Annotated in this window: 21 protein-coding genes; 3 read left to right on the top strand and 18 right to left on the bottom strand. The window is 74.3% G+C overall.

The genetic code is table 11. The annotated features are described in order from the left end of the window. Window positions 1-110: 110 nt before the first annotated feature. The 5 genes from FHX39_RS05545 to ffh all read right to left on the bottom strand — a co-directional run bounded on the left by FHX39_RS05545 (window position 111) and on the right by ffh (window position 7,848). On the bottom strand, window positions 111-1,670 hold the full coding sequence (locus tag FHX39_RS05545) for a sulfatase family protein (RefSeq protein ID WP_183337157.1): 1,560 nt from the start codon (window positions 1,668-1,670) through the stop codon (window positions 111-113). 99 nt (window positions 1,671-1,769) lie between these two features. Continuing rightward, window positions 1,770-2,624: an ABC transporter permease gene (locus FHX39_RS05540; protein WP_183337156.1), complete on the bottom strand. Its 855-nt coding sequence runs from the start codon at window positions 2,622-2,624 to the stop codon at window positions 1,770-1,772. Beyond that, window positions 2,621-5,221 (bottom strand): alpha/beta fold hydrolase, encoded by a 2,601-nt coding sequence (locus tag FHX39_RS05535; protein WP_198423269.1) that lies wholly within the window; start codon window positions 5,219-5,221, stop codon window positions 2,621-2,623. Before FHX39_RS05535 ends, FHX39_RS05540 begins: the two co-directional genes overlap by 4 nt. Next, a complete protein-coding gene (locus FHX39_RS05530; RefSeq protein ID WP_183337155.1) occupies window positions 5,214-6,314 on the bottom strand; it encodes an amidohydrolase family protein in 1,101 nt (366 codons plus the stop codon). The genes FHX39_RS05535 and FHX39_RS05530 overlap by 8 nt, the downstream gene beginning before the upstream one ends. Beyond that, window positions 6,295-7,848 (bottom strand): signal recognition particle protein, encoded by a 1,554-nt coding sequence (gene ffh, locus FHX39_RS05525; protein WP_183337154.1) that lies wholly within the window; start codon window positions 7,846-7,848, stop codon window positions 6,295-6,297. Before ffh ends, FHX39_RS05530 begins: the two co-directional genes overlap by 20 nt. 70 nt (window positions 7,849-7,918) lie before the next feature. On the opposite strand from ffh, the gene FHX39_RS05520 reads away from it, so the two are divergent. The 3 genes from FHX39_RS05520 to FHX39_RS05510 are packed head-to-tail and all read left to right on the top strand — an operon-like array spanning window position 7,919 to window position 9,684. Further along, window positions 7,919-8,695 (top strand): endonuclease/exonuclease/phosphatase family protein, encoded by a 777-nt coding sequence (locus FHX39_RS05520; protein WP_183337153.1) that lies wholly within the window; start codon window positions 7,919-7,921, stop codon window positions 8,693-8,695. Between the two features lie 2 nt (window positions 8,696-8,697). Continuing rightward, entirely contained in the window at window positions 8,698-9,195 is a 498-nt protein-coding gene (locus tag FHX39_RS20975; RefSeq protein WP_183337152.1) for a GNAT family N-acetyltransferase, read from the top strand. A gap of 51 nt (window positions 9,196-9,246) precedes the next feature. Next, window positions 9,247-9,684 carry an organic hydroperoxide resistance protein gene (locus FHX39_RS05510; RefSeq protein ID WP_183337151.1) on the top strand — a complete coding sequence of 146 codons (438 nt, stop codon included), beginning with the start codon at window positions 9,247-9,249 and terminating at the stop codon, window positions 9,682-9,684. 105 nt (window positions 9,685-9,789) lie between these two features. Here FHX39_RS05510 and FHX39_RS05505 read toward each other — a convergent pair whose 3' ends face one another. From FHX39_RS05505 to FHX39_RS05445, 13 genes are all read right to left on the bottom strand, one after another. After that, complete coding sequence (locus FHX39_RS05505) at window positions 9,790-11,016, bottom strand: saccharopine dehydrogenase family protein (RefSeq protein ID WP_183337150.1); 1,227 nt, start codon at window positions 11,014-11,016, stop codon at window positions 9,790-9,792. Between the two features lie 45 nt (window positions 11,017-11,061). Continuing rightward, window positions 11,062-12,255 (bottom strand): signal recognition particle-docking protein FtsY, encoded by a 1,194-nt coding sequence (gene ftsY / locus FHX39_RS05500; RefSeq protein ID WP_183337149.1) that lies wholly within the window; start codon window positions 12,253-12,255, stop codon window positions 11,062-11,064. A 68-nt stretch (window positions 12,256-12,323) separates the two neighbouring features. Then, window positions 12,324-12,536, bottom strand: coding sequence for a hypothetical protein (locus FHX39_RS05495; RefSeq protein WP_183337148.1), 213 nt, complete (start codon window positions 12,534-12,536; stop codon window positions 12,324-12,326). Window positions 12,537-12,869: 333 nt separating this feature from the next. Next, entirely contained in the window at window positions 12,870-16,484 is a 3,615-nt protein-coding gene (gene smc / locus FHX39_RS05490; RefSeq protein ID WP_183337147.1) for a chromosome segregation protein SMC, read from the bottom strand. A gap of 184 nt (window positions 16,485-16,668) precedes the next feature. Beyond that, window positions 16,669-17,295, bottom strand: coding sequence for a GtrA family protein (locus FHX39_RS05485; protein ID WP_183337146.1), 627 nt, complete (start codon window positions 17,293-17,295; stop codon window positions 16,669-16,671). Window positions 17,296-17,353: 58 nt separating this feature from the next. Beyond that, window positions 17,354-18,211, bottom strand: a complete 858-nt coding sequence (gene mutM / locus FHX39_RS05480; protein ID WP_183340971.1) for a bifunctional DNA-formamidopyrimidine glycosylase/DNA-(apurinic or apyrimidinic site) lyase — start codon at window positions 18,209-18,211, stop codon at window positions 17,354-17,356. Then, window positions 18,204-18,938, bottom strand: coding sequence for a ribonuclease III (rnc, locus tag FHX39_RS05475; RefSeq protein WP_332836679.1), 735 nt, complete (start codon window positions 18,936-18,938; stop codon window positions 18,204-18,206). The genes mutM and rnc overlap by 8 nt, the downstream gene beginning before the upstream one ends. Window positions 18,939-18,952: 14 nt before the next feature. After that, a complete protein-coding gene (gene rpmF / locus FHX39_RS05470) occupies window positions 18,953-19,144 on the bottom strand; it encodes a 50S ribosomal protein L32 (protein ID WP_183337145.1) in 192 nt (63 codons plus the stop codon). Window positions 19,145-19,178: 34 nt separating this feature from the next. Then, the gene (locus FHX39_RS05465; protein ID WP_183337144.1) at window positions 19,179-19,832 is read right to left on the bottom strand and encodes a YceD family protein; all 654 of its coding nucleotides are present in this window, start codon (window positions 19,830-19,832) and stop codon (window positions 19,179-19,181) included. Window positions 19,833-19,988: 156 nt separating this feature from the next. After that, a complete protein-coding gene (locus tag FHX39_RS05460; RefSeq protein ID WP_183337143.1) occupies window positions 19,989-20,480 on the bottom strand; it encodes a hypothetical protein in 492 nt (163 codons plus the stop codon). Between the two features lie 133 nt (window positions 20,481-20,613). Then, the gene (coaD, locus tag FHX39_RS05455) at window positions 20,614-21,096 is read right to left on the bottom strand and encodes a pantetheine-phosphate adenylyltransferase (RefSeq protein ID WP_183337142.1); all 483 of its coding nucleotides are present in this window, start codon (window positions 21,094-21,096) and stop codon (window positions 20,614-20,616) included. Next, window positions 21,093-21,707: a 16S rRNA (guanine(966)-N(2))-methyltransferase RsmD gene (rsmD, locus tag FHX39_RS05450; protein WP_183337141.1), complete on the bottom strand. Its 615-nt coding sequence runs from the start codon at window positions 21,705-21,707 to the stop codon at window positions 21,093-21,095. Before rsmD ends, coaD begins: the two co-directional genes overlap by 4 nt. A gap of 31 nt (window positions 21,708-21,738) precedes the next feature. Next, window positions 21,739-24,015: an ATP-dependent DNA helicase RecG gene (locus FHX39_RS05445; RefSeq protein WP_183340967.1), complete on the bottom strand. Its 2,277-nt coding sequence runs from the start codon at window positions 24,013-24,015 to the stop codon at window positions 21,739-21,741. Window positions 24,016-24,083: the final 68 nt, after the last annotated feature.

The raw sequence follows: 24,083 nt of genomic DNA, 5'->3' as shown, positions 1-24,083 counted from the left end.
GGCTCGAGGGACCCGCGCACGACGGCGTTGAGAGGGCGCCGACCCGCACGGATGCGGCCCCCATCATGCCAGACCGGGCACGAGAGGCGCGCATCCGCGGACCGACCGGCTCAGGCCGTCGCGCACTCCTTCGTGCCCGAGCAGGTCCTCAGGTTCCGCACGGCCGACCTCAGCTCGGCCTTGCGGGTGGCCGAGAGGTCCTTCCATCGGTTGTCCAGCTGCTGCGGGTCCCGCGCGTTGTCGTAGTACTCGCGCTCGCCGTCGCCGTACTCGACGTAGGTCAACCGGTCGTTGGTGATGGCCTCGTAGGACGGCGGGTTCGCCCCGTTCTTCCCGGCGTAGTCGGGGTCGCTCGGGTCGAGGTTCGGCCCGTGGTGCTCGACCAGCCCGTACGCGCGCCAGTTCTTCGGCCGCTCGCCGCGCAGCAGCGGGAGCAGGGAGCGCCCGTCCGCCTTGGCCAGAGCCGGGGCTCCGGCGGCGTCGACGAAGGTCGGGGCGAGGTCGACGTTCTGCGCCGGTCGACCGATCGTGGCGTGCTTCACGCCGGGCCCCGTCACCACCAGCGGCACGACGAGGTCGGTCTTGTACGCCGTCTGCTTGCCCGCCGGCAGCCGGTGCTCACCGAGGTGGAAGCCGTTGTCGGAGCTGAAGACGACGTAGGTGTTGTCGAGCTGACCGGTCGCCCGGAGCGTCGAGCGCAGCCGGGAGAGCATCAGGTCGACCGAGCGGACGGACTGGGCACGCTTGCGGTAGACGGTGTCCAGCTTCGTGACCTGGGCCTTGGTCAGCTTCTTACGGTCCTTGATCCAGGCGGGCTTGTCGGCCATCGAGGCCTCGTTGAACGCCTTGCTGCGCGGGGCCTTCAGGCCCTTGTACTTCTTGGCGTCGCGCGGCGCGGGCGTGTAGGGCGCGTGCGGGGCGAAGGTCGCGATCTCCAGCGCGAACGGCTGCTTCGCGGCGCTGGCGTTCAGGATGAAGTTCTGGCCCTTCGTCGACACGACGTCGGTCAGGTAGGCCTGCGGGCGCTGGCCGTACGCGACCTCACGGCCGTTCTCGTTCATCGTGTAGCCGAGCTCGGGGTAGCCGTTGCCGGCCACGTCCCACTCGTCCCAGCCCTTCGGGACGTTCGACCCCGGGGTGCCGTCGCCGGCCTTGGGGTCGTAGCCGTTCAGGTACTTGCCCATGAACGCGGTCCGGTAGCCGGCCTTCTGCAGGGCGACGGCGTACGTCTGGTCGGCCAGCCCGTGGTGCTCGAACGCGCCGTAGCCGCCGTCGGCGCCGCTGTTGGTGAACACGCCGGAGGTGTGCGGGTACTGCCCGGTGAAGATCGACGTGCGCGACGGGCAGCAGAGCGAGTCCGAGACGGTGTAGTCGGAGAAGCTCGCCCCCTTCTCCTGCATCGACCGGACGGTCGGCATGTACCTCAGCAGGCTCGGCTCGAGGTCGTCGGTGAGGACGAAGACGAGGTTCGGCGGCTTCGGTGCCGCCGGCGCCGCCACGGACGGGGTGGGCGCGGGCGTCGCCCCGGCCTGGGCGGGCACGGCGAGCCCGGCGCCGGCCGCCGAGGCGACGGCGGACAGGCCGGCCAGTCCGACGACGAGCCGGACGAGGCCGGCGCGGGCCCGGGGACGAGGCCCGGACGGTCGTGCTCGGCGCTTGCTCTGGGACATGGGAACCCTTTCGGCGAGGTGAGGTCTACCGAGAGGGACGCTAGGGACGTTCGGAGAGCAGCAAGGGGTCCTGACCTCCTTCTTCAGGAACCCGACAGGTCAGCTCGTGACGTCGCGGCGCAGGAACCTCCACACGGCGACGCCCACGAGGACGACCGAGTAGCCGACCGACCAGAGCGCCCCCTGGGCCATGGCCGACCAGTCGACCGTCGGCGCGAGCGCGTCGGCCCAGGCGAAGGCGAAGTGCCCGGGCAGGGCCTGGCGCAGCCCGCCGAGCGCGGTGATCTGGTCGAGGATCGCGCAGACGATCCACAGCACGACGCCCCCGCCGACCGCGGCGAGCGGGGCGTCGGTCGTCGTACCGAGCAGGAACGCGAAGGCCCCGACCACGGCCAGCGAGAGGAACAGGTAGACCACGACCACCCCGAGCCGCGCGAGGAGGAGCGGGTAGCCGAGCTGGTCGCCGGTCGGCCCGACGTACGGGCCCCACCCGTACGCGATCCCGCCCACGAGGAGCGCCCAGGCCGGGAGGAAGACGAAGGCCGCGAGGCTGAACAGGCCGGCGGCGACCAGCTTCTGGCGCAGCAGGCGTTCCCGGCGGACGGGGGCGGTGAGCAGGTAGCGCAGGCTCGACCAGCTCGCCTCGCTGGGCACCGGGTCGCCGGCGAAGAGGGCGACGACCACCACCAGCAGGAAGCCGGTCGAGGCGAACAGCGCGAAGACGACGAGGTTGGCCCCGCTGTCCTGGGCCAGGTCCACGAACCCGCGCTGCGCCGTGCCGTCGTCGCGCCCGCCCAGGGCGAAGGCGCCCACCAGGACCAGCGGCAGGGCGACCAGCACGGCGAAGACGACGAGCGTGCGCCGCCGCGACAGCTGGCGGCGGATCTCGGCCCGCAGCGGAAGGCTGCCCCGGCTCACCGCGGCGTCGGCGTCCGGGGTGGTCACGGTGCTCATGAGGTCGCTCCCGCGCTCTCGGCGTCCAGCAGGTCGAGGAAGGCCTCCTCGAGGCGCCGTCGACCGTCCCCGGTGAGGGTGGCGGTCGACTCGGACAGCAGCACGTGCCCCCGGGCCATGACGACGACGTGGTCGCAGGTCTGCTCGACCTCGGCGAGCATGTGCGAGCTGACCACGACCGTGCGGCCGGCCGCGGCGTAGTCGGCCAGCACCTGCCGCATGGCGGTGATCTGGGGCGGGTCGAGCCCGTTGGTCGGCTCGTCGAGCAGCAGCAGCGGCGGCAGGCCGAGCATCGCCTGGGCGATGCCGAGCCGCTGCCGCATCCCCTGGCTGTAGCCGCGGACGCGGCGGTCGATCGCGCTGCCCAGGTCGGCGATGGCGAGCACCTCGTCGAGGTGCGACTCCTCGACGGGACGCCCGGTGGCCTCCCAGTACGCGTCGAGGTTGGCCCGGCCGCTCAGGTGCGGCAGGAAGCCCGGACCCTCGATCAGCGCGCCGACGGAGGCCAGGACGTCCGCGCCCGCGTGCACGCCGCGACCCTCCACCCAGACCTCGCCCTCGTCGGGCCGGATCAGCCCGACGACCATCCGCAGGGTGGTCGTCTTGCCCGCGCCGTTCGGTCCGAGCAGACCGACGACCTGACCGCGCTCGGCCCGGAACGAGACGCCGTCGACGGCACGGAGGCCGTCGGCGTACGTCTTGACCAGTCCGTCGACGACGAGCGGGACGTCGGCGAGGTCCGGGCGCTCGACCGCGGTGCGTCGCGACCGCCGCAGCAGGACCAGCCCGACCAGGGCGGCGAGCAGCACGACACCGAACCCGACGACCAGCGGCAGCGGCACGTCGAGCCGGCTGCCCCCGCTGGCGGCGAGCCCGCCGAGGTCGGGCAGCACGAGTGCGGGCGCGACGAGCGCGACCCGGTAGGTGGCGGGGTCGACGGGCCCGGCGTACGCGCTGTCGGTGGTCGCGAGGACCAGCTGCAGCCGGTGCCCGACCGGGACCGTGTGGGACACGACGGGCAGCGCGACCTCGACGGTCGTCGCCTCGCCCGGGGTCAGCCCGGTGACCCGGACGGGCGCGACGGCCCGGCCGGGCAGGACGGTCGACGTCGGGCGCTGCGTCTGCGGGTCGTCGGGACCGAGGTCCCACACGCTCGCGAACAGCACGGCCTCGGTCGACGACGACGTGACCCGCACCTGGACCCGGCCGCTGCCGACCAGGTCGTACGGGCGGGTGACGGGGGCACTGGTGAACACGGCCGCCTGCCCGGGCAGGACGGCCAGCGGGTAGCCCGCCGCGGCGGCCGCAGCTCCGAGGGCGCCGCTGCCGGGCAGGTTCGTGAGGGCGCCGGGGCGTGCGCCGGCCGGGTTCACCACCGTCTGCTCGCCGCCGTCGAGCGGGAGCGTGCGGGTCGCCGGGGCCGCGCTCCCCCGGCCCGGGTAGGTGTCGGAGGTGAGGACGCGAGGCGCGGTGCCGTCCCCGGCGTCGCCCTGGCCGACGAGCGACGTCTCGGGCACCGTCACCGAGAGGGCCGGGACGGCCGGCGCCGACGCGTCGCGCTTCAGGTAGCGGTCGAACCAGGCGGTCAGCCGGTCCAGCTGGGCATCGACGGAGACGTCGCCGTCGTGCCCGCCCGGAACCCACGCCGTCGCCGCCGGCGTGGCCGCGGGCAGCCCGCGCATGACGCGGTCGGCCTGGTCGAGGCCGAAGAGCGTGTCGTCCTCGCCCTGGATCATCAGCGTGGGCGCGGCGACGCGGCCCAGGTCGGGCGAGGAGCGCCGGGTCAGCGCGAGCAGGGCGTCGGTCGGGGTGCCGGTGCGGGCCGAGGCGAGGTAGGCGGCGCACACGTCGGGGGCGAACCGTCCGCACAGGCTCGGCGTCGGCTGCTCCCCCGCTGTGCCGCCGGTCGCCGACGGGTCCGTGGCGGTGCCGGCCGAGGCCGTCCCGGTGAACAGGGCGGCCGCCCACGCGGCCTTGAGCACGCCGGTCCCACCGGTCGCGGTGACGTCGCCCAGCGACCCCGCGCCCCCGGTCACCGCGTGCTGGGGGACGAGCGCGCTGGTCAGGTCGGCGTAGGTGAAGGCCGGGACGATCGCGTCGATGCGCGGGTCGAGCGCTGCGGCCTCGAGCGCGACCGCGCCGCCGTAGCTCGCGCCCGCGAAACCGACGACGGGGTCGTCGCCGACCTTCTCGACCTCGGGCCGGGCGGCCGCGGCGTCGACCATCGCCACCGCGTCACGCCCCTCGTACGCGGGGTCGTCCAGGTGGACCAGGCCGCCGGATGCGCCGAAGCCGCGGGCGGTGTAGACGAGGACCGCGTAGCCGTCACGGGCCAGGGAACGCGCGGTCGGCAGGCTGTCGGCCTTGGTGCCGCCCAGGCCGTGGGCCAGGACGATCGCCGGGCGCGCGACGCCGGGGTCGGTGGTGAGCAGGGTCGCGTCGAGGGCGACGGCCTGCCCGCCCTCCTCCGGCGTGCCGGGGACGCTGAGCACGGTCTCCACCACGCGCTCGTCCGCCGCCTGCGCCGGGACGGAACCCAGCAGCGGCAGGAGCCCGAGGGCTGCGGCGGCCGCCAGCGCGGCCGGTCGTCTAGACAACCCGGCGTCCACGCAGGACGACGGCGGCGGGGGTGCTGAGCACGGTGAGGTCGACGCGAGGATCCTCGTCGAAGGTGACCAGGTCGGCCGGGGAGCCCTCTGTGAGCGCGTCGGGGCGGCTCAGCCAGGCCCGGGCCCGCCAGGACCCGGCCCCGAGCGCCTGCTCCGGCGACAGGAACGCGCCCATCGCGGCGATCTCGCGCCCGACGATCCCGTGCGGCAGGTAGCCGCCGGCGTCCGTGCCCGCGTACACCGGGACACCCGCGTCGATCGCGGCGCCGAACGTGGCCACCCGACGGTCGTAGAGCGCGCGAACGCGCCGGGCGTACGCGGGGAACTTCGCCTGCGCGGCGTCGGCGAAGCCCGGGAAGTTCTCGAGCTGGATCATCGTCGGCACGAGCGCGACCTGACGTTCGGCCATGAGGGCGATGGTGGGCTCGTCGAGCCCCGTGCCGTGCTCGATCCCGTCGATGCCCGCCCCGACGAGCTCGGCGACGGCCTGCTCGCCGAACACGTGCGCCGTGACCCGGCAGCCGAGCTCGTGGGCGCGGTCGATGCCGGCCCTCGCGACCTCGACCGGCCACAGCGGCGTCAGGTCCCCGACCTCGCGGTCGATCCAGTCCCCCACCAGCTTGATCCAGCCGTCCCCGCGGGCGGCCTGCCGCTCGACCGCGGTCACCAACGCGTCCGGCTCGACCTCGTCGGCGTAGTTGCGCAGGTAGCGCTTCGGCCGCGCGATGTGCCGGCCGGCGCGGATGATCTCGGGCAGGTCCTCGCGGTCGTCCATCCAGCGGGTGTCGGCCGGGCTGCCGGCGTCACGGAGGAGGAGAGCCCCCGCGGAACGTTCCGCCAGTGCGTGCTGCTCGGCGACGTCGTCGGGGACCGCGCCGTCGCTCTCGAGGCCCACGTGGCAGTGCGCGTCGACCAGGCCGGGCATGGCGTACGCCCCCGGCACGGTCACCGCGTAGCGCACCGGCTCGTACGTCACCCGCCCCTCGACCACCCACAGCTCCCGCCGCTCGCCCTCGGGGAGGACGACGGCGGACAGGTGCAGGCGCTCGGTCGTGGCGGGGCTAGCGGCCGAGACGGTCACGCAGGTTGGAGGGCAGCTGGAAGTTCTGCATGGCCTCCTGCAGGGCCTTCTCGTCCATCGCCGGGTCAGCGCCGAAGGCGGCACCCGCGTCGACGGCCGGTGCAGCGGCCGGGGCGCCGTTCCGCTTGGCCGGGTTGCCGGAGACCTTGTGGCCCTTCTTCTTGGGGGCCGCCTTGGCCGGGGCCTTCTTGGCCGAGCCGGGCAGGCCCGGCATCCCGGGCATCTTGCCGCCGGCCAGCGAGCTCATCATCTTGCGCGCCTCGAAGAAGCGGTTGACCAGCCCGTTCACGTCGGAGACCTGGACGCCCGCGCCCTTGGCGATGCGTGCCCGGCGCGACCCGTCGATGATCTTGGGGTCGTCGCGCTCGGCCGGGGTCATCGAGTGGATGATCGCCTCGAGGCGGTCGACCTCGCGCTCGTCGATGTTGTTGATCTGGTCCTTGAACTCGCCCATCCCCGGCAGCATCCCGAAGATCTTGGACAGCGGACCCATCTTGCGGACCATCTGCATCTGCTGCAGGAAGTCGGCGAGGGAGAAGTCGCGCCCCTCCTTGGAGGTGAGCTTGGCCGCCGCCTTGGCCGACTGCTCGGCGTCGAAGGTCTTCTCGGCCTGCTCGATCAGGGTGAGGACGTCGCCCATGCCGAGGATGCGGCTGGCCATCCGGTCGGGGTGGAAGACGTCGAACTCGGTGAGCGCCTCGCCGTTCGAGGCGAACATGATCGGCTTGCCGGTCGCCCGCGCGATGGACAGCGCCGCACCGCCGCGGGCGTCGCCGTCGAGCTTGGTGAGGACGACGCCGTCGAAGCCGACGCCCTCGGCGAAGGCGTTGGCCGTGTTGACCGCGTCCTGGCCGATCATGGCGTCGACGACGAAGAGGACCTCGTCGGGCGAGACCGCGTCGCGGATGTCGGCGGCCTGCTGCATGAGGTCGGCGTCGATGCCGAGGCGGCCCGCGGTGTCGACGACGACCACGTCGAAGAGGCGGCGCTGCGCCTCGAGGATCGAGGCCTTGGCCACGGCGACCGGGTCCCCGACGCCGTTGCCCGGCTCGGGGGCGAAGACCTGCACCCCGGCGCGCTGCCCCACGACCTGGAGCTGGTTGACCGCGTTCGGGCGCTGGAGGTCGGCCGCGACGAGCAGCGGCGAGCGTCCCTGCGACTTGAGCCAGAGCGCGAGCTTGCCGGCCAGGGTCGTCTTGCCGGCGCCCTGGAGGCCGGCGAGCATGATCACCGTCGGCGGGTTCTTGGCGAACCGGATGGTGCGGGTGTCGCCGCCGAGGATCGCGACGAGCTCCTCGTCGACGATCTTGACGATCGCCTGCGACGGGTTGAGCGCGCCGGTGAGCTCCGCGCCCTTGGCCCGCTCGCGCACCTTGGCCACGAAGTCACGGACGACCGCGAGGTTGACGTCGGCCTCGAGCAGGGCGACGCGGATCTCCCGCGCGGTGGCGTCGATGTCGGCCTCGCTCAGCCGCGTCTTGCCGCGCAGGTTCTTGAACGTCGCGGCCAGGCGGTCGGAGAGGGTGTCGAACACGGAGTCAGCCTACCCAGCGCGTCCCTCCGCACGTCCCTCGTCGCCCGCCGCCGGTCGATAGTCTGGCGTCGTGCGCCTGGTGACGTTCAACGTCCTGCACGGAGCGAGTGCCGACGACGGCGAGGTGGACCTCGACCGCTTCGCCCGGGCGGTCGTGGCCCTCGACCCCGATGTCCTGGCCCTCCAGGAGGTCGACCGCGGTCAGGAACGGTCCCACGGGGCCGACCTCGCCGCCGTCGCCGCCGAGGCCATGGGTGCGGCCACCACCCGGTTCGTCGCGGCGATGACCGGGGACCCGCGCCACCGCTGGCAGCCGGCCCCGCGCTCGCCCGACCCGGAGGCGTCCGCGTACGGGGTGGCCCTGCTCTCGCGTTACCCGCTCGTCGGCTGGCGCGACCTCCACCTGCCACGGGTCGCGACCCCGGTCCCCCGGGTCAGGCGCCACCCGCGCCGCGTGGAGCTCGCCCACGAGGAACGGCGCGCCGCGGTGATCGCCCGGCTCGAGACGCCCGAGGGGCCGCTGCTCGTGGCGAGCGCGCACCTGTCCTTCCTCCCGGGCTGGAACCTGCTGCAGCTCTACGCCCTGCGCCGGGCCCTGACCTCGGTGGGCGGGCCCGCCGTCCTCATGGGCGACCTCAACATGACGCCGCGCCCGGCCCGGGCGGTCACGCGCTTCCGGCCGCTGGCGCGGTTCGACACGTTCCCGCACGACTCGCCGCGCGAGCAGATCGACCACGTCCTGGCCCACGGGGACGTCGGGGTCGTGACCGACGCCCGGGCCGTGCAGCTCCCGATGTCCGACCACCGCGCGGTGGTCGTGGAGCTCGACCGGTCCCGTCTGCGGTGACCGTGACCCCGGAGCCCGCCGGGCTGACGCTCGAGCGCGTCGCGTACGCCGACCCCGCCGTGGTGGCGCTGACCGCGCAGGTGCAGGACTACTACCGCTCGATCTACGGCGGGCCGGACGACGCGCCGCTCGCCGACGAGGAGCTGACGCCGCCGGCGGGGACGTTCCTGCTCGCGCGGCTCGAGGGCGAGCCGGCGGGGATGGGGGGCTGGCGGACCGCGCCGGGCGTGCCCGCGCTGGGCGGCGCGCACCCGGCCGAGCTGCGGCGGATGTACACGGTCCCGGCCGCTCGCCACCGCGGCGTCGCCCGGGCCCTGCTGACGGAGCTCGAGCGCACGGCGGGCGCGTACGGGTCGGACGTGATGGTGCTGTCGACCGGCGGGGTCCAGGCCGACGCGGTCGCCTTCTACCGGGCCTGCGGCTACGTCGACATCGCGCCCTTCGGGCACTGGGCGGGCTCTCCGGGCATCGTCTGCCTCGGTCGCCGCTTGGTGGGCTGATTCTTACCGGGCTCGGGGAAGCGTGACCCGCCTTCGACGGTTGAAGGCTGTATGACCACGACACCGGACAAGATCGTCTACACCGCCACCGCCACGACCGTCGGAGGCCGCCGCGGCGGTCGCGCCACCTCGAGCGACGGCATCCTCGACCTCACGCTCACCGCTCCCAAGGAGGTCGGCGGTCCGGGCACCGGCACCAACCCCGAGCAGCTGTTCGCCGCCGGCTACTCGGCGTGCTTCAACTCCGCGTTCGTGGGCGTGGCCAAGCAGGCCGGCGTCAAGGCCGACGACGCGCACGTCACCGCCAACGTCGGCTTCGGGCCGGCCGGGCAGGGCTACGCGCTGACCGTCGACCTGGAGATCTCCGTCGCCGGGCTGGACCTGGCGAAGGTCCAGGAGCTGGCCGAGGTCGCTCACCAGGTCTGCCCCTACAGCAACGCGATTCGCGGCAACGTGCCCACGACGGTGACCGCCGTCGAGGCCGCCTGACCCGAGAAGGCCTCTCTCCCGCCGGTTTTCTGACGCTCGTTCACCGAAATGCCGCTTCGACGGCCCATCTGCGACGACGAGGGGCAGGAAACCGGCGAGCAGGCGTCAGCCCAGGCGCCGGACGCCGACCTCGACGCCGTGCGCCCGGAGCCGGTGGGCGAGCCCCAGCCCGATCCCGGTCATCGGCGTGAGCACCCCGGCGGCGTCCGGCAGGTCGTCGAGGGCCAGCGCGAGGGCGCTCTCGCCGAGCAGCACCGCCGTCCCCTCGTAGCCCGGGTCGTACGGGGCCGCCACCCGCGCCGCGTACCGGGCGCCGGTGGTGGTGGTCGTCTCGACCTCGACCGCGAACCGGCCCCGCCGCCGGGCCGCCTCGCTCGGGCCGTCACCGGGGTCGGGGAGCACCCGGTCGGCGACGACGCGGGTGACCCGGTTGGTGAGCGAGCCGACCAAAGCGCCTTGGACCCCGGCCACGACGACCGCCGCCGCGACGCCCAACGGACCCCGGGCCGTGTCGACGACCTCGCGGTAGTCGAAGTCCGGTCCGTACGCACCGTCCAGCAGGGCGTCGGTCCGCATGACCACCTGCCGGTTGTAGACGCTCATGACGAACGGGGCGGACCAGACCCCGCTGCCTTCGTCGCGCGTGAGGGTCGCGTGCCCCCGCCGGCCGCGGCCGGGTGACGTGCCCCCGGTCAGTGCGTCCGGGTCGCTGAGGAACCGGCGCAGGTCCGGCTGCCCCTCGACGGTGATCAGCTGCTGGCGCAGGGAGTCGACCGTCCCGCCGCTCAGCCCCCCACGCATCTCACGGACGTGGAGCGTCGTCGCGCCCGGCGTGCCCTCGCCGTCCGCGGCCGCCTGGTCGGCGACGAGGCGGACCCCCAGGTCGGAGGGCACCGAGTCGAAGCCGCAGGAGTGCACGATCCGCGCGCCGGACGCCCGCGCGGCCTCGTGCGACCGGGCCACGCTGTCGCGGGCGAAGAGGGTCTCCCCGGTGAGGTCGGCGTAGTGGGTCCCGTGCTGCGCGCAGGCCGCCACGACCGGGAGCCCCGCGCGGGCGTACGGGCCAACGGTCGTGACCAGCACCCGGGTCCGGGCCGCCAGCCGGTCGAGCGCCCGGCGGTCGGTGACGTCGACGGTGACGAGCTCCCACGCGGCGGCGCCCGCACCGAGGTCGTCCCGGAGCGCCGTGAGGCGTTCCGCGGAACGACCCGCCAGGGCGATCCGTACGCCGGTCGGTGCCGAGCGCAGCAGGTGCGCCGCCGTCAGCCGCCCGACGAAGCCGGTGGCCCCGAGCAGGACGAGGTCGAGGTCACGGTCGCCGTCGTCGGTCATCGCCCCAGCGAAGCACAGGCGACCCCGGCGCCCCGGGTCAGCGCGTCAGGACGCGGACTCGAGCAGGGCGTCGACGAACACCTCGGCGTCGAAGGGCGCCAGGTCGTCCACGCCCTCGCCGATGCCGACGAGCTTGACCGGGACGCCGAGCTCGCGCTGCACCTGCACGACGATGCCGCCCTTGGCGCTGCCGTCGAGCTTGGTCAGCACGATCCCGGTGACCTGGACGACCTCGCGGAAGATGCGGGCCTGGACGAGCCCGTTCTGGCCGGTGGTGGCGTCGAGGACGAGCAGCACCTCCCCGACCGGGGCCTGCTTCTCGACGACGCGCTTGACCTTGCCGAGCTCGTCCATCAGGCCGGTCTTGGTGTGCAGCCGGCCGGCGGTGTCGACGATGACGACGTCGACCTCCTGCTCGATGCCGGCGCGCACCGCCTCGTACGCGACGCTCGCCGGGTCCGCGCCCTCCGCGCCCCGGATCGTCGGCACGCCGACCCGGTCGCCCCAGGTCTCGAGCTGGTCGGCGGCGGCCGCGCGGAACGTGTCCGCGGCGCCGAGCACGACGTCCTTGTCCTCGGCGACCAGGACACGGGCGAGCTTGCCGACCGTGGTCGTCTTGCCGGTGCCATTGACGCCCACGACCATGACGACGGCCGGGACCTCCGTCCGGGTGGTCGCGATCGACCGGTCCATCGTCGGGTCGACCAGCGCCAGCAGCTCCTCGCGCAGGATCGTCCGCGCCTGCCCGGGCTGAGCGACACCCTCGACGCGGAAGCGGGTCCGGAGACGTTCCACGAGCTCGGTGGTCGGGCCCACGCCGAGGTCGGAGGTGATGAGGACGTCCTCGAAGTCCTCCCACGTCTGCTCGTCGATGCGGTCACGGCTGAGCAGCATGAGCAGGCCGCGGCTCAGGCCGCTGTCCCGCCCGGCCAGCCGGCGACGCAGGCGCGCGAGACGGCTCTCCGCCGTCTCCGGCCGCTCGTGGACGAGCGGCGGGACCATCGGCTCGACCTCGACGGACTCCGGGGCCTCGGTCCCGGGCCGGTCCAGCAGGCCGACCGCACCGGCCCGTTCGTCGGCGCCGTCCTGCGCGCCCGGATGCCCCGGGGCGCCCGTGAGCGAGCGCGTGTCGCTCCCCCGCCGCAGCGCACGGCGGCGCGTACCGGCGACCAGGCCGACGACGACGAACGCCGCGACCAGGATGCCGCCGATGAGGTACCAGAGCTCGGTGCCGTTCACCGGCTCATCTTAGGGGCGCATGGGCGGGCCGCCCCCGGCGTCGAGCCGCCGCGGGCGGTGCCCGAAGGTCAGCCGACGTGCAGGTGCAGCACGCGCATCAGGCGCAGGAACGCGGGCGGCGGCGCGCCGTCGCCGTTGAGGTGCCGCGCCGCCTTGGCGAGCTTGACCCGCAGGCGGGGCAGGCGGTCGGCGCCGCGGCCCTCGAGCCCGACGACGACCACGCCGACGATCCCGAGGATGAGGGCGAGGAGCAGGAGGCTGGCCACGATGATCGCGGTCACGGCAGGAGCTCGGTCATGAGGTGCTTCTTTCGACAGTCGGGGGTTCCGGGGAAGGAACTGCCTACGCCGGCCCGGTCACCCGGGACGACGCCAGAATCGTCCGTCCCTCCCCACCGCCACCTGGTCCGGACACGCGCGCGTCTTCCTACCGATCCGGTAACGGCGCGGGCACCCACCCCAGCTGACCAGTGGTCGCTCAGCCCTCGACTGCAGCGACCAGTGGTCACTCCGTGCCCTTGGGAGGGCAGGGAACCCCGACCTACTGACCAGTGGTCGATCGAGACGGGTCCGGGATCCGCCGTCGGAGATCCGGCTCCGGAGCCCCGGGGTTGCTCAGGCGACGGCCTCGGACTCGCGGAGGCGCTGGGAGATGACGGCCGACACGCCGTCGCCGCGCATGGTCACCCCGTACAGCGCGTCGGCGATCTCCATCGTGCGCTTCTGGTGCGTGATCACGAGCAGCTGGCTGCTCGCGCGGAGCTCGGTGTAGATGTCGAGGAGGCGGCCCAGGTTGGTGTCGTCCAGCGCCGCCTCGACCTCGTCGAGGATGTAGAAGGGGCTCGGCCGGGCGATGAAGAGCGACACCAGGAACGCGACCGCCACGAGCGAGCGCTCACCGCCCGACAGCAGCGACAGCCGCTTGACCTTCTTCCCCGCCGGGCGCGCCTCGACGTCGATGCCCGTGGTGAGCCAGTCGCCCGGCTCCGTCAGCACCAGCCGGCCCTCGCCACCCGGGAAGAGGCGCGAGAACACCCGCTCGAAGGCGACCTCCACGTCCGCGTACGCCTCGGCGAAGACCTGCTCCACGCGGGTGTCGACGTCCGCGATGATGTCGACGAGGTCCTTGCGGGTCCGCCGCAGGTCCTCGAGCTGCTCGGCGAGGAAGCGGTGCCGCTCCTCCATCGCGTCGAACTCCTCGAGCGCCAGCGGGTTGACCCGGCCCAGCACGGCGAGCGCACGCTCGGCCTTGCGCAGCCGCGCCGACTGCTCTTCGCGGACGTACGGGCGCGGCGACGGGAGCTCCTCGCCCTCCTCCAGGTCCTCGGCGGCGGGCAGCGCGCTCCCGTCGGGTCGCGACAGCACGGGCACGAGCTGGTCGGGGCCGAACTCGGCGACCAGCACCTCGGCGTCGAGGGACAGCTCGGTGACGGCCTTCTCCACGAGGACCTCCACGCGCAGGCGCTGCTCGGTCCGCGCCATCTCGTCGCGGTGGGCCTCGTTCACGAGGGTCTCCAGCTCCGCGGCGAGGCGGCGTACGCGCGACCGGCTCTCCCCCAGCGCGGCGTCGGCCTCGGCGCGGACGGCGTCGACCTCGGCGCGCTGGGCAGCGGCGGCGGTCAGCGACCGCTCGACCAGGGCGAGCAGGTGCTCGGCCCCGGTCCGGACGGCCGCCGCGGTCTGCGCCTCGCGACGCATCCGCTCCCGACGGGCGTGGGCCTGGGCGCGGGCATCGCGTTCCGCACGGGCGGCGCGGCGGAGCGTGTCGGCCCGACCGGACAGGGCGCGTACGCGTTCCTCGTGCGTCCGCAGGGCGAGCCGCGCGTCCATCTCGGCGCTGCGGGAGACCCGGGCCTCCTCTCCGAGCGCGTGCCGCGGGCCGGGGTCGGGCTCCTCGTCGCCGGTCGACTGCTCGGCGGCGGCGAGCCGCTCCTGCAGGGCGACGAGCCCGGCGGCGTCGGACTCCTTGGCCGCCCGGGCCTTGCCGATGGCGTCCCCGAGCCGGCCGGCCTCGGCCGCGGAGCTCCGCGCCTGGGCGCTGTGCTGACCGAGCTCCTCGGCCAGGGCGGACATCACGGCGTCGGACTCGTGGAGCTGCGCGAGCGCCACCTCGACCGTCTTGGCGGCGTCGCGGTGCTCCTCCTCGACGGCGGCCCGCGAGAACCGGAGCCGCTCGAGCGTGTGCTCGGCCTCGGCGAGGCGGTCCTTCGCCTCGTCGAGGGCCGCCTGGGCCTCGAGGAGGCTGGGCTGCGCGCTCGAGCCGCCGCTGACCAGGTGCGTCGCGACCAGGTCGCCGTCGCGCGTGACGGCGGTGACCTCGGGGTGGGCGGCGACCAGCGTCCGGGCCGTGTCGAGGTCCGGGACGAGGGCGACGAGGTGCAGGGCGCGGCGGACCGCGGGGCGGAGCGCGTCCGGGGCCTGGACGACGTCGACGGCCCAGCGGGCGCCGACCTCTTCGAGGCCCTTCGACAAGCTCAGGGAGCGTTCTTCTGCCCCTGCTCCTGCCTCGGCGTCACTCGCGACGAGCAGGGCGGCGCGGCCGAGATCCTCGGTCTTGAGGTGGTCGATCGCGGCGAAGGCCGCGTCGAGGCCGTCGACGGCGACCGCGTCGGCGACCGTGCCGAGCGCGGCGGCGATCGCGGTCTCGAGACCCGGCTCGACGCGCAGCAGGGACGAGAGGGAGCCGAGCAGACCCGTCGTCGGCGAACCGTCCGCCAGCAGCGCAGCGGCCGCGTCCTTGCGCTGCAGCCCGACGCCGAGGGCGTCGACCCGGGCGGCGAGGGCGGCCCGTTCCTGGGCGGCGGCGTTCTCGGCGTCGCGCAGCTCGCGGCGACGCACGGCCACGGCTTCGAACGCCTCCACCGCCTCCTCGTGCTGGCTGTCGAGCCCCAGCTCGCCGTCGTCCAGCCCGGCGATGCGCGACTCGAGCGCGGTGAAGGCGAGCGTGGCCTGCTCCGCCCGGCACTCGGCCTCGCCCTGGGCGACGGCGAGGCGCTCGAGCTCGGCGTCGGCGGCCTCGCCGCGGCTGCGCAGCGCCTCGAGCTGGCCGTTCAGCCGGACGAGGCCCTCCCTGCGGTCGGCCGCGGCCCGGACCAGGCCGGCGTAGCGCGCCTCCTCGGCGCGGTGGGCCTCCTCGGCGCCGGCCCGCAGCGCGGTCGCCTCGGCGAGCGCCGCCGTACGACGCCCTACCTCGTCCAGCAGCTCACGTTCCTGGGCGGCGACCGTCGCGGCCTCTGCCTCCAGGGCGTCGGGGTCGCGTCCCGTGCGGACGTCGGCGGGCTGGTCGCTCGCGTGGCGCACGCGCTCGGTCGCGATCGAGATCGTGCTGGTGACGCGCTCCTTCACCGCGGCGAGGGCGTACCAGGTCTCCTGCGCGGTCCGCTGGCGCGGCGACGCCTCGCGCAGGCGCTCCTCCGCCGCGGCCTCGGCCTCGCGGGCCTGGGTCAGCGTCGCCTCGACGGTGCCGCGGCGGGCGAGCAGCGCCTCGGCGCCGGCGACCTCCGACTCGAGGGCGAGCGTGGCCTGCACGAGGTCGTCGGCCAGCAGCCGGGCGCGGGCGTCGCGAGCCTCGGCCTGGACCACGGCGGCCTTGCGGGCGACCTCGGCCTGCCGGCCGAGCGGCTTGAGCTGGCGCCGGATCTCGTTGAGCAGGTCGGCCAGGCGCTCGAGGTTGCCCTCGCACGCCTCCAGCTTGCGGAGCGCCTTCTCCTTGCGCTTGCGGTGCTTGAGGACCCCGGCCGCCTCCTCGACGAAGCCGCGTCGGACCTCCGGCGTCGCCTGCAGGATCGTGTCGAGCTGGCCCTGGCCGACGATGACGTGCATCTCGCGGCCGATGCCCGAGTCGCTCAGCAGCTCCTGCACGTCGAGCAGGCGGGCGGACCGGCCGTTGATCGCGTACTCCGAGCCCCCGTTGCGGAACATGGTCCGCGAGATGGTGACCTCGGCGTACTCCACGGGGAGCGCGCCGTCGGAGTTGTCGATGGTGAGGGCGACCTCGGCCCGGCCGAGGGGCGCGCGGCCGGCGGTGCCGGCGAAGATGACGTCCTCCATCTTGCCGCCGCGCAGCGACTTCGCGCCCTGCTCGCCCATGACCCAGGCGAGGGCGTCGACCACGTTCGACTTGCCGGACCCGTTCGGGCCGACGACGCAGGTGATGCCGGGCTCGAAGGTCAGCGAGGTCGCCGAGGCGAACGACTTGAACCCCCGCAGGGTGAGGTTCTTCAGGTACACGTGACGCCTCTCCGCCCCCACGCGGCGGGGACGTCCGGGACGGCCGTGCGTGCAGGACGCGCGACCCGCGGGGCGGAGGGCCGCACGAGACGACCCGCCGGAGGAAGCCCCGGTCTGAGGCCGTCAGGTTAGCCGCGGAGCGGGTGTCGCCGCCGCCACCGCGTACGGCGTGGCGTCTCCCGGCTCAGGCGGCGCGGTCGGGCTCGGAGCCCGGGACCAGGGTCGGAGCGGGAGCGGTGCCGTCGCGCTCCTCGGCCACCTCTTCCTCCTCCAGGCTCGGGTGCACGCCGCCCCGCACCGACGAGAAGGTCCAGAGCTTGTTGAGCACGAAGGACAGCGGGACCGTCACGGCGATGACGATCAGGTTGGCCCAGTAGAGCTTCGTCCGGAGCCCCGTCGAGTTGTCCAGCACCGTGGACGGGAGCGAGATCGGCGAGCCGGGGTGCATGAGCAGCGTCGCCAGGCCGAGCCCGATCAGCTGGGCCACCAGCCCGACGGCGAGGAACGGCGCGTACTCGCGCCACCAGCCCGAGTGCTTCGAGCTGCGGAACGTGAAGTGCCGGTTGAGCTGGAAGTTCCAGAGGTTGGCCACGAGAAAGCTGACCATCAGGAACAGGTGGTACCAGCGGATGTTGAAGGCCGTGCCCGGGAGGTCGATGAAGACGTCCTCGAAGTGCGGACCGGTCCGCTTGAGCAGGATCAGCGCCAGGGTGTTGATGAGCACGCCCGAGCCGCCCACCAGGCCGAACCGGAACAGGAGGTTCCAGTTCTGACGGTGGCGCACGAACACGTAGTGGCCCAGGCTCTTCACAGTGTCAGAGACGATAGCGCCGCGCGGATCGTTCCGGGCAGAGGCGCTCGGGGCACGTTCAGACCGCGCGGGCCGACGCGACCGGCGTCCGCTGGCAGTGCGGGCAGCGGTAGGACGACCGGTTCATGAAGGGCTCACGCCGTACGAGGGCGCCGCACCGGGGGCACGGCCGGCCCTCCTGGCCGTACACCGCGAGCGCGCGGTCGAAGTAGCCGCTGGCGCCGTTGACGTTGACGTAGAGCGCGTCGAACGAGGTCCCACCGGCCGCGAGCGCGCGGCTCATCACCGCCGTCGCCGCCGTCAGGATCTCGGCCGCCTTGGCCGCCGACAGCGACCAGGTGCCGCGGGCGTAGTGGGTCTTGGCGAGCCAGAGCGCCTCGTCGGCGTAGATGTTCCCGATCCCGGAGACCAGCTGCTGGTCCAGCAGCGCGCGCTTGATCCCGGTGCGGCGCGCACGGAGCCGCCGGCTCGCGGCGGCGAGGTCGAACTGCGGGTCGAAGGGGTCGCGCCCGATGTGGGCGACCTCGGCCGGGAGCTCGGCCCCGCCGGGCGACAGCGACAGCCCGCCGAACATCCGCTGGTCCACGAAGCGCAGCTGCGCGCCGGAGTCGAGGTCGAAGAGGACCCGGGTGTTGGGCGCGAGCGGCCCGTCGGCGGCGTCCACCCGGAACTGCCCGCTCATGCCCAGGTGCGCCAGCAGGGCGTCGCCGTCGGCGAACGGCAGCCAGAGGTACTTCCCGCGCCGGGCGGGCTCGGTGAAGGTGCGCCCCGTCAGCGCGGCGGCGAAGTCGTCGGGGCCGGCGAGGTGGCGGCGTACGGGCCGGGGGTGCAGGACCTGGACCCGCTCGACGCGGGTGCCGGCCACGGCGTCGGTCAGCCCACGCCGGACGGTCTCGACCTCCGGAAGCTCAGGCAGGGGCCTGGGCCGCGTCGTGCTGGGCGGCGTCCTGGACGGTCTGGCGCTCCTTGAGGGCGGCGAACGCGAGGGCTGCCGCGTTCTGCTCGGCCTCCTTCTTGTTGCGCCCGGCGCCGGGACCGTAGTCGAGGGCGTCCACGGCGACGGTCGCGAGGAACGACTTCGCGTGGTCGGGGCCCGACTCGAGCACGTGGTAGACGGGCACGCCCAGCCCGGAGAGCGACGCGATCTCCTGCAGGCTCGTCTTCCAGTCCAGGCCCGCACCGCGGGTCGAGACGTCGGTGATGAGGCTGTCGAAGAGGTGGTGCACGAAGCGCCGGGCGGCGTCGATGCCGTGCTGCAGGAACACGGCCCCGATCAGCGCCTCCATCGTGTCGGCGAGGATCGAGGACTTGTCGCGCCCGCCGGTGGTCTCCTCGCCCCGCCCGAGGTGGACGAGCGCCCCGAGCTCGAGGCCGCGCGCGACCTCCGCGAGGGCGCGCGAGTTGACGACCGCAGCCCGCAGCTTGGCGAGCTGACCCTCCGACAGGTCCGGGAAGGTCGTGAAGAGGTGCTCGGTGACCACCAGTCCGAGGACGGAGTCACCGAGGAACTCGAGACGTTCGTTCGTGGGCAGCCCACCCTGCTCGTACGCGTACGAGCGGTGCGTGAGCGTCCGTTCGAGCAGCACGGGCTCGATGACGAGCCCGAGCTGGTCCAGCAGCGCGCCGGCGGGCAGCTGCACCACGATCGACGACGGCGTCAGGACTCGAGGACCTGGCGGCGGAAGGCCCGGGTGCCGTAGGTGCCGCAGTTCGGGCACACGGTGTGCGGCAGGTGCTTCTGCCGGCACGCCGGGTTCTCGCAGATCACGAGGGTCGGCGCGGTGGCCTTCCACTGCGCGCGACGGCTCCGCGTGTTGCTGCGCGACATCCGCCTCTTGGGGACAGCCATGATTTCTCTCTTCTCGCTCTGGGACCGCCCCGCGTCAGCGGGACGACTCCTCGCCCTGCGCAGGGCCGGATCGATTGTACGGATGGGAAGCGGGCTGCTCCACCACCTGGTCGGACGGCGCGCCCAGGTCCAGGGCGCCGAGCGCGGACCAGCGGGGGTCCACGGCGGCGTCGTGGTGGTGCCCCGGGTCGTCGTCGAGCCGTGCGCCGCAGACCGGGCACAGGCCCGAGCAGTCCGGGGTGCACAGCGGCTGGAAGGGCAGGTCGAGCACGACGTCGTCGCGCAGGACCGGCTCGAGGTCGATCAGGTCGCCCTGGACGAGGCTGACCTCGTCCTCCTCGTCGTAGCCCGCCTCGGTGCTCGCGTCGTAGACGAAGAGCTCCTGCACGTCGACCTCGACGGGCACGGTGACCTCGCGGAGGCAGCGGACGCACTCCCCGACCGCCTCCAGCCGGGCCGTGCCGGTGGCGAGGACGCCCTCGACGACCGACTCGAGGCGCAGGTCGAGCTCGATGGGTGCGCCCTCGGGCACGCCGATGACCTCGATGCCGAGGCCGGCCGGGGCGGGGACGGTCGTGTCGACCTTCGTCATCGCGCCCGCCCGTCGTCCGAGGAGCCGGACGTCGAAGACGAGCGGGGAACGACGGTCGGCGGAGTGACGGTCGGTGGAGCGCTGGGACGCACTCATGACAGCTCCTCGGTCGACCGGGCGGTGGGGAGGGGGTCGCGTACGCCGCCCTCACGGGTCCGGCCCCCACGCCACGCTGTGCTCAGCAGGAGGGCCGACCCTCGATCTTAGCCGGGTCGACCTACGTCGCAAACTCCCCGGACGTCCTCGGTGCGCTCAGGCCCCGTGGGTCCGGGCGACGTCGAGCCCGCTGCGCTCGGCCAGGCGGGCCCGGGCGGTGTGGACCTGGCTCGTCGTCTTGTGCAGGACGGACTCGAAGCCCGCCATCCGGGAGTCGATGAAGAGGTCGGTCTCGCGGCGCAGGGCCTCCGCCTCTGCCTCGGCGTCCGCCTTGACCTTGGCCGCGATCTCCTCCGCGACGCGCACGACCTCGCTGTCGCGGGCCAGCGCACCCGCCTCCTCGCGAGCCCGCTCGCGCAGGCGGGCGGCCTCGGCCTCCCCCGCGGCGATGGCGGACTGCTTCTCGTCGATGACCTGCTGCGCCCCGGCGATCTCGTCGGGGAGGTGGGCGATGACGTCGTCGATCGCGTCCAGCACCTCGCCGCGGTTGATGACGCACGAGGCCGACATCGGCATCGAGCGGGCGTTGAGGACGAGCTGGCGCAGCTGCGTCAGCTTCTCCTCCGCCGTGGTGGTGGTGGCGGCCATGTCGTACCTCAGTCTCCTCGGTGGTGCCGGCGCCTGATCCCGCTGCGAGGCGCCTCCGGCGAGGTCGGTGCGCGGCCCCGCGAAGCGTCCAGCATAGGCACGCGGGACGCCGTGCGCCGACGCGCAGAAGGCGTCAGCGACCGTCCTGCACCTTGGCGCGCGTCCGGGCCGCAACCGCGGGCGGGACGAGGTCCGACAGGTCCGCCCCGTACGCCGCCAGCTCGCGGACGCGCGTCGAGGAGACGAAGGACAGCTCCGGCGCCGTCGGCAGGAAGAGGGTCTCGACGCCGGTCAGCCGGCGGTTGAGCTGGGCCATCTGCACCTCGTAGTCGGTGTCGGAGGCGCCCCGCAGCCCCTTGCAGATCACCGTGGCGCCGCGGGCGGTGCAGAAGTCGACCAGCAGCCCGTCGAACTCCTCGACGCTCACGTTGCCGAAGGGGGCGCAGACCTCGACGAGCAGCTCGACCCGCTCGGCGGCGGTGAACAGCGACCGCTTGCCGGCGTTGCGCCCGACCGCGACCACCAGGTGCTCGAAGGCGGCGGCGGAGCGGCCGATCACGTCGAGGTGCCCCAGCGTCACCGGGTCGAAGGAGCCGGGGCAGACCGCGGTCGTCATGGCGCGACGCTAGCGGTGCCGCCGCCCTCGGGCGCGAGCTGGGCGAAGTGCAGGACGGTCTCCCCGTACGAGCGCACCCAGCTGTCGGCGACCGCCGCGGGCCAGGCCGGCGCGGGCGTCCGGCTCGAGCGCTCGAGCACCAGCAGCCCGTCCGGCACCAGCCACCCGTGCGCGACCAGGTCGGCGACGACGGCGTCCAGCCGCTCGGCGGCGAGCGCGTACGGCGGGTCGGCGAAGGCGACGTCGTACGCCTGGTCGGCCCGGAGCCGGGCCAGGGTCTCGACCGGGGTCGAGCGGACGGCGGCCCCGAGGTCGAGGGCGGCCACGTTCCGCCGGGCGAGGGTCGCGGTGCGGGCGTCGGACTCGACCAGCAGCACCGGTGCGGCACCCCGGCTCGCGGCCTCGAGCCCGATCGCGCCGGAGCCGGCGTAGAGGTCGACGAACGCCAGCCCCGCCAGCGCCTCGGCGGGCGGCTCGGCCGCCGTGCCCGCCCAGGAGGCCAGCGCGGAGAAGAGGGCCTCCCGGACGCGGTCGGACGTCGGCCGTGTCAGGTCCCCGGTGGGGGTCTCGAGCCGTCGGCCGCCGCGGCTGCCGGCCACGATGCGGCTCACCGCGGGCTCGCCCCGGTCTCACCCTCGGGCGTCACGTCCGCTCCAGCCAGTCGCCCGCCGCGCGACGCTCGACGTCGGTGACGATGTCGGAGAGCCCCGGGTCGTCCGCCAGGTCGGGGTCGGCGACGCAGCGGGCGGCCAGGTCGCGGGCGTGCGCGATGAGGTCGCCGTCGTCCAGGACGCGCAGCAGCCGCAGGCTGGAGCGGCGCCCGGACTGGCTGGAGCCCAGCACGTCGCCCTCCCGCCGCTGCTCGAGGTCGACCTCGGCGAGGGCGAAGCCGTCCCGGGTCCCGGCCACGGCGGCCAGCCGCTCGCGCGCCGGCGTCCCCGGCTCGGCCTGCGTGAGGAGCAGGCAGACCCCCGTGTGGCCGCCGCGCCCGATGCGACCGCGGAGCTGGTGGAGCTGGGAGATGCCGAAGCGGTCGGCGTCGCAGATGACCATGACGGTCGCGTTCGGGACGTCGACGCCCACCTCGATCACCGTGGTCGCCACGAGGACGTCGGTCTCCCCCGCCGCGAACCGGCCCATGACCGCGTCCTTCTCCTCGCTCGGCAGCTGGCCGTGGAGCATCTCCACGGCGACGCCGGACAGCGCGCCCGTCGACAGCTCCGCGTACAGGTCTTCGACCGCGGCGGCCGGCGGGGCGTCCTCGGGGGCGAAGTCGTCGCCGAGGACCTCGCTGCTCCCGCTGGCCGCGTCCTTCACCTTGTCCTTGGTCGAGGAGATCCGCGCGCAGACGACGTACGCCTGCCGGCCCGCCGCGACCTCCTCGCGGACCCGGTCCCAGGCCCGGTCCACCCACGTGGGCTGGCGGCGTACGTCCACCACCACGGTGCTCACGTCGGCGCGCCCCGCCGGCAGCTCGCGCAGGGTCGAGGTCTCCAGGTCGCCGAACACGGTCATCGCCACCGAGCGCGGGATGGGGGTCGCGGTCATGACCAGGACGTGGGGGCGTGCGCTCGCCTTGGCGCCCAGAGCGGCGCGCTGCTCGACGCCGAAGCGGTGCTGCTCGTCGACCACGACCAGGCCCAGGTCGGCGAAGGCGACGTCCTCGCTGAGCAGCGCGTGGGTCCCGACCACGAGGCCGGCCGCACCGGAGGCGACCTGGGCCAGCGCCTCCCGCCGACGGGCCGCGCCGAGCGACCCGGTGAGCAGGACGACGCCGGTCGCGTGCTCGGCGGCGCCGAGCGTCCCGGCCTCGGCCAGGTCGCCGAGCATCCGCGTGATCGTGTGCCGGTGCTGCGTGGCCAGGACCTCGGTGGGCGCGAGCAGCGCCGCCTGGCCCCCGGCGTCGACGACCGCGAGCATCGCCCGCAGGGCGACCAGGGTCTTGCCCGAGCCGACCTCGCCCTGCAGCAGCCGCTGCATGGGGACGGTGCGCGCGATCTCGGAGAACAGCAGCTCCCCGATCTCGACCTGACCGGCGGTCAGGACGAACGGCAGACGCGCGTCGAACGCCTCCAGGAGCCCGCCGGGACGCCGCGGTCGCGGGGTCGACCCATGCGTCGCCGCGTCGGCCCGGCGCCGCGCCATGGTCAGCTGCAGCGCGAAGGCCTCGTCGAAGCGCAGCCGCTCCAGGCCCTGCTCGGCCCGGTGGCGGTCGTCCGGCCGGTGCACGGCCCGGAACGCCTCGCCCTGCTCGACCACCTCGGCCTCGGCCCGGATCACCTCGGGCAGCGGGTCCGCCCGACCGGCCACCGCGTCCAGGGCCAGCCCGATGCAGGAACCGATCGTCCAGGTCCGGAGCTTGCCGGTCTGGGGGTAGATGGGCACCAGCGCGCTGCCGGTGATCTTGGCCATGTCCTCGTTGCGCGCCGCTCCCCCGACCACCGAGCCGTCGTCGCCGAGGATCACGAAGTCGGGGTGCGCCAGCTGGAGGGTCTGGTTGAAGATGCGCACCTTGCCCGCGAAAATGCCGCGGGCGCCCGGGGTGAGGTCGTTCTGCCAGTAGCGGATCAGGTGCGGGGTGCCGAAGAACGTCAGCGTGAGGTAGCCGCGGCGGTCGGTGACCACGACCTCGAGCCGGGGCTTACGACCCGTGTGCTGGCCCGCGCTGGGCAGGTTGTGGGCGCGCACGGTGCGGACCTCCGCCAGCACGGCCACCTCCTCGTCCGGCTCCAGCGTCGAGAGGTCGGACAGCTCCGTGCCGGAGAAGTACTTGCGGGGCACGAGGTGCAGCAGGTCGCCGACCGTCCGGAGGCGCAGGCCCTCGAGCTGCGTGGCGGTGCGTCCGCCGACGAGCGTGTCGAGGCGGGCGTCGAGCTGCCGGAACGTCGGGGTCCGCCACACCGCGTCCGCGGGACGCACCTCGGGCTGAGGCGCGGGCCGGGCCTTCGACGGCGTCTTCGGCGGGGTCTTGGGCTCTGTCTTGGACC

The sequence above is a fragment of the Microlunatus antarcticus genome, from assembly GCF_014193425.1.
GTDB classification, from domain to species: domain Bacteria; phylum Actinomycetota; class Actinomycetes; order Propionibacteriales; family Propionibacteriaceae; genus Microlunatus; species Microlunatus antarcticus.
This window is presented reverse-complemented; position numbering and strand designations above follow the sequence as displayed.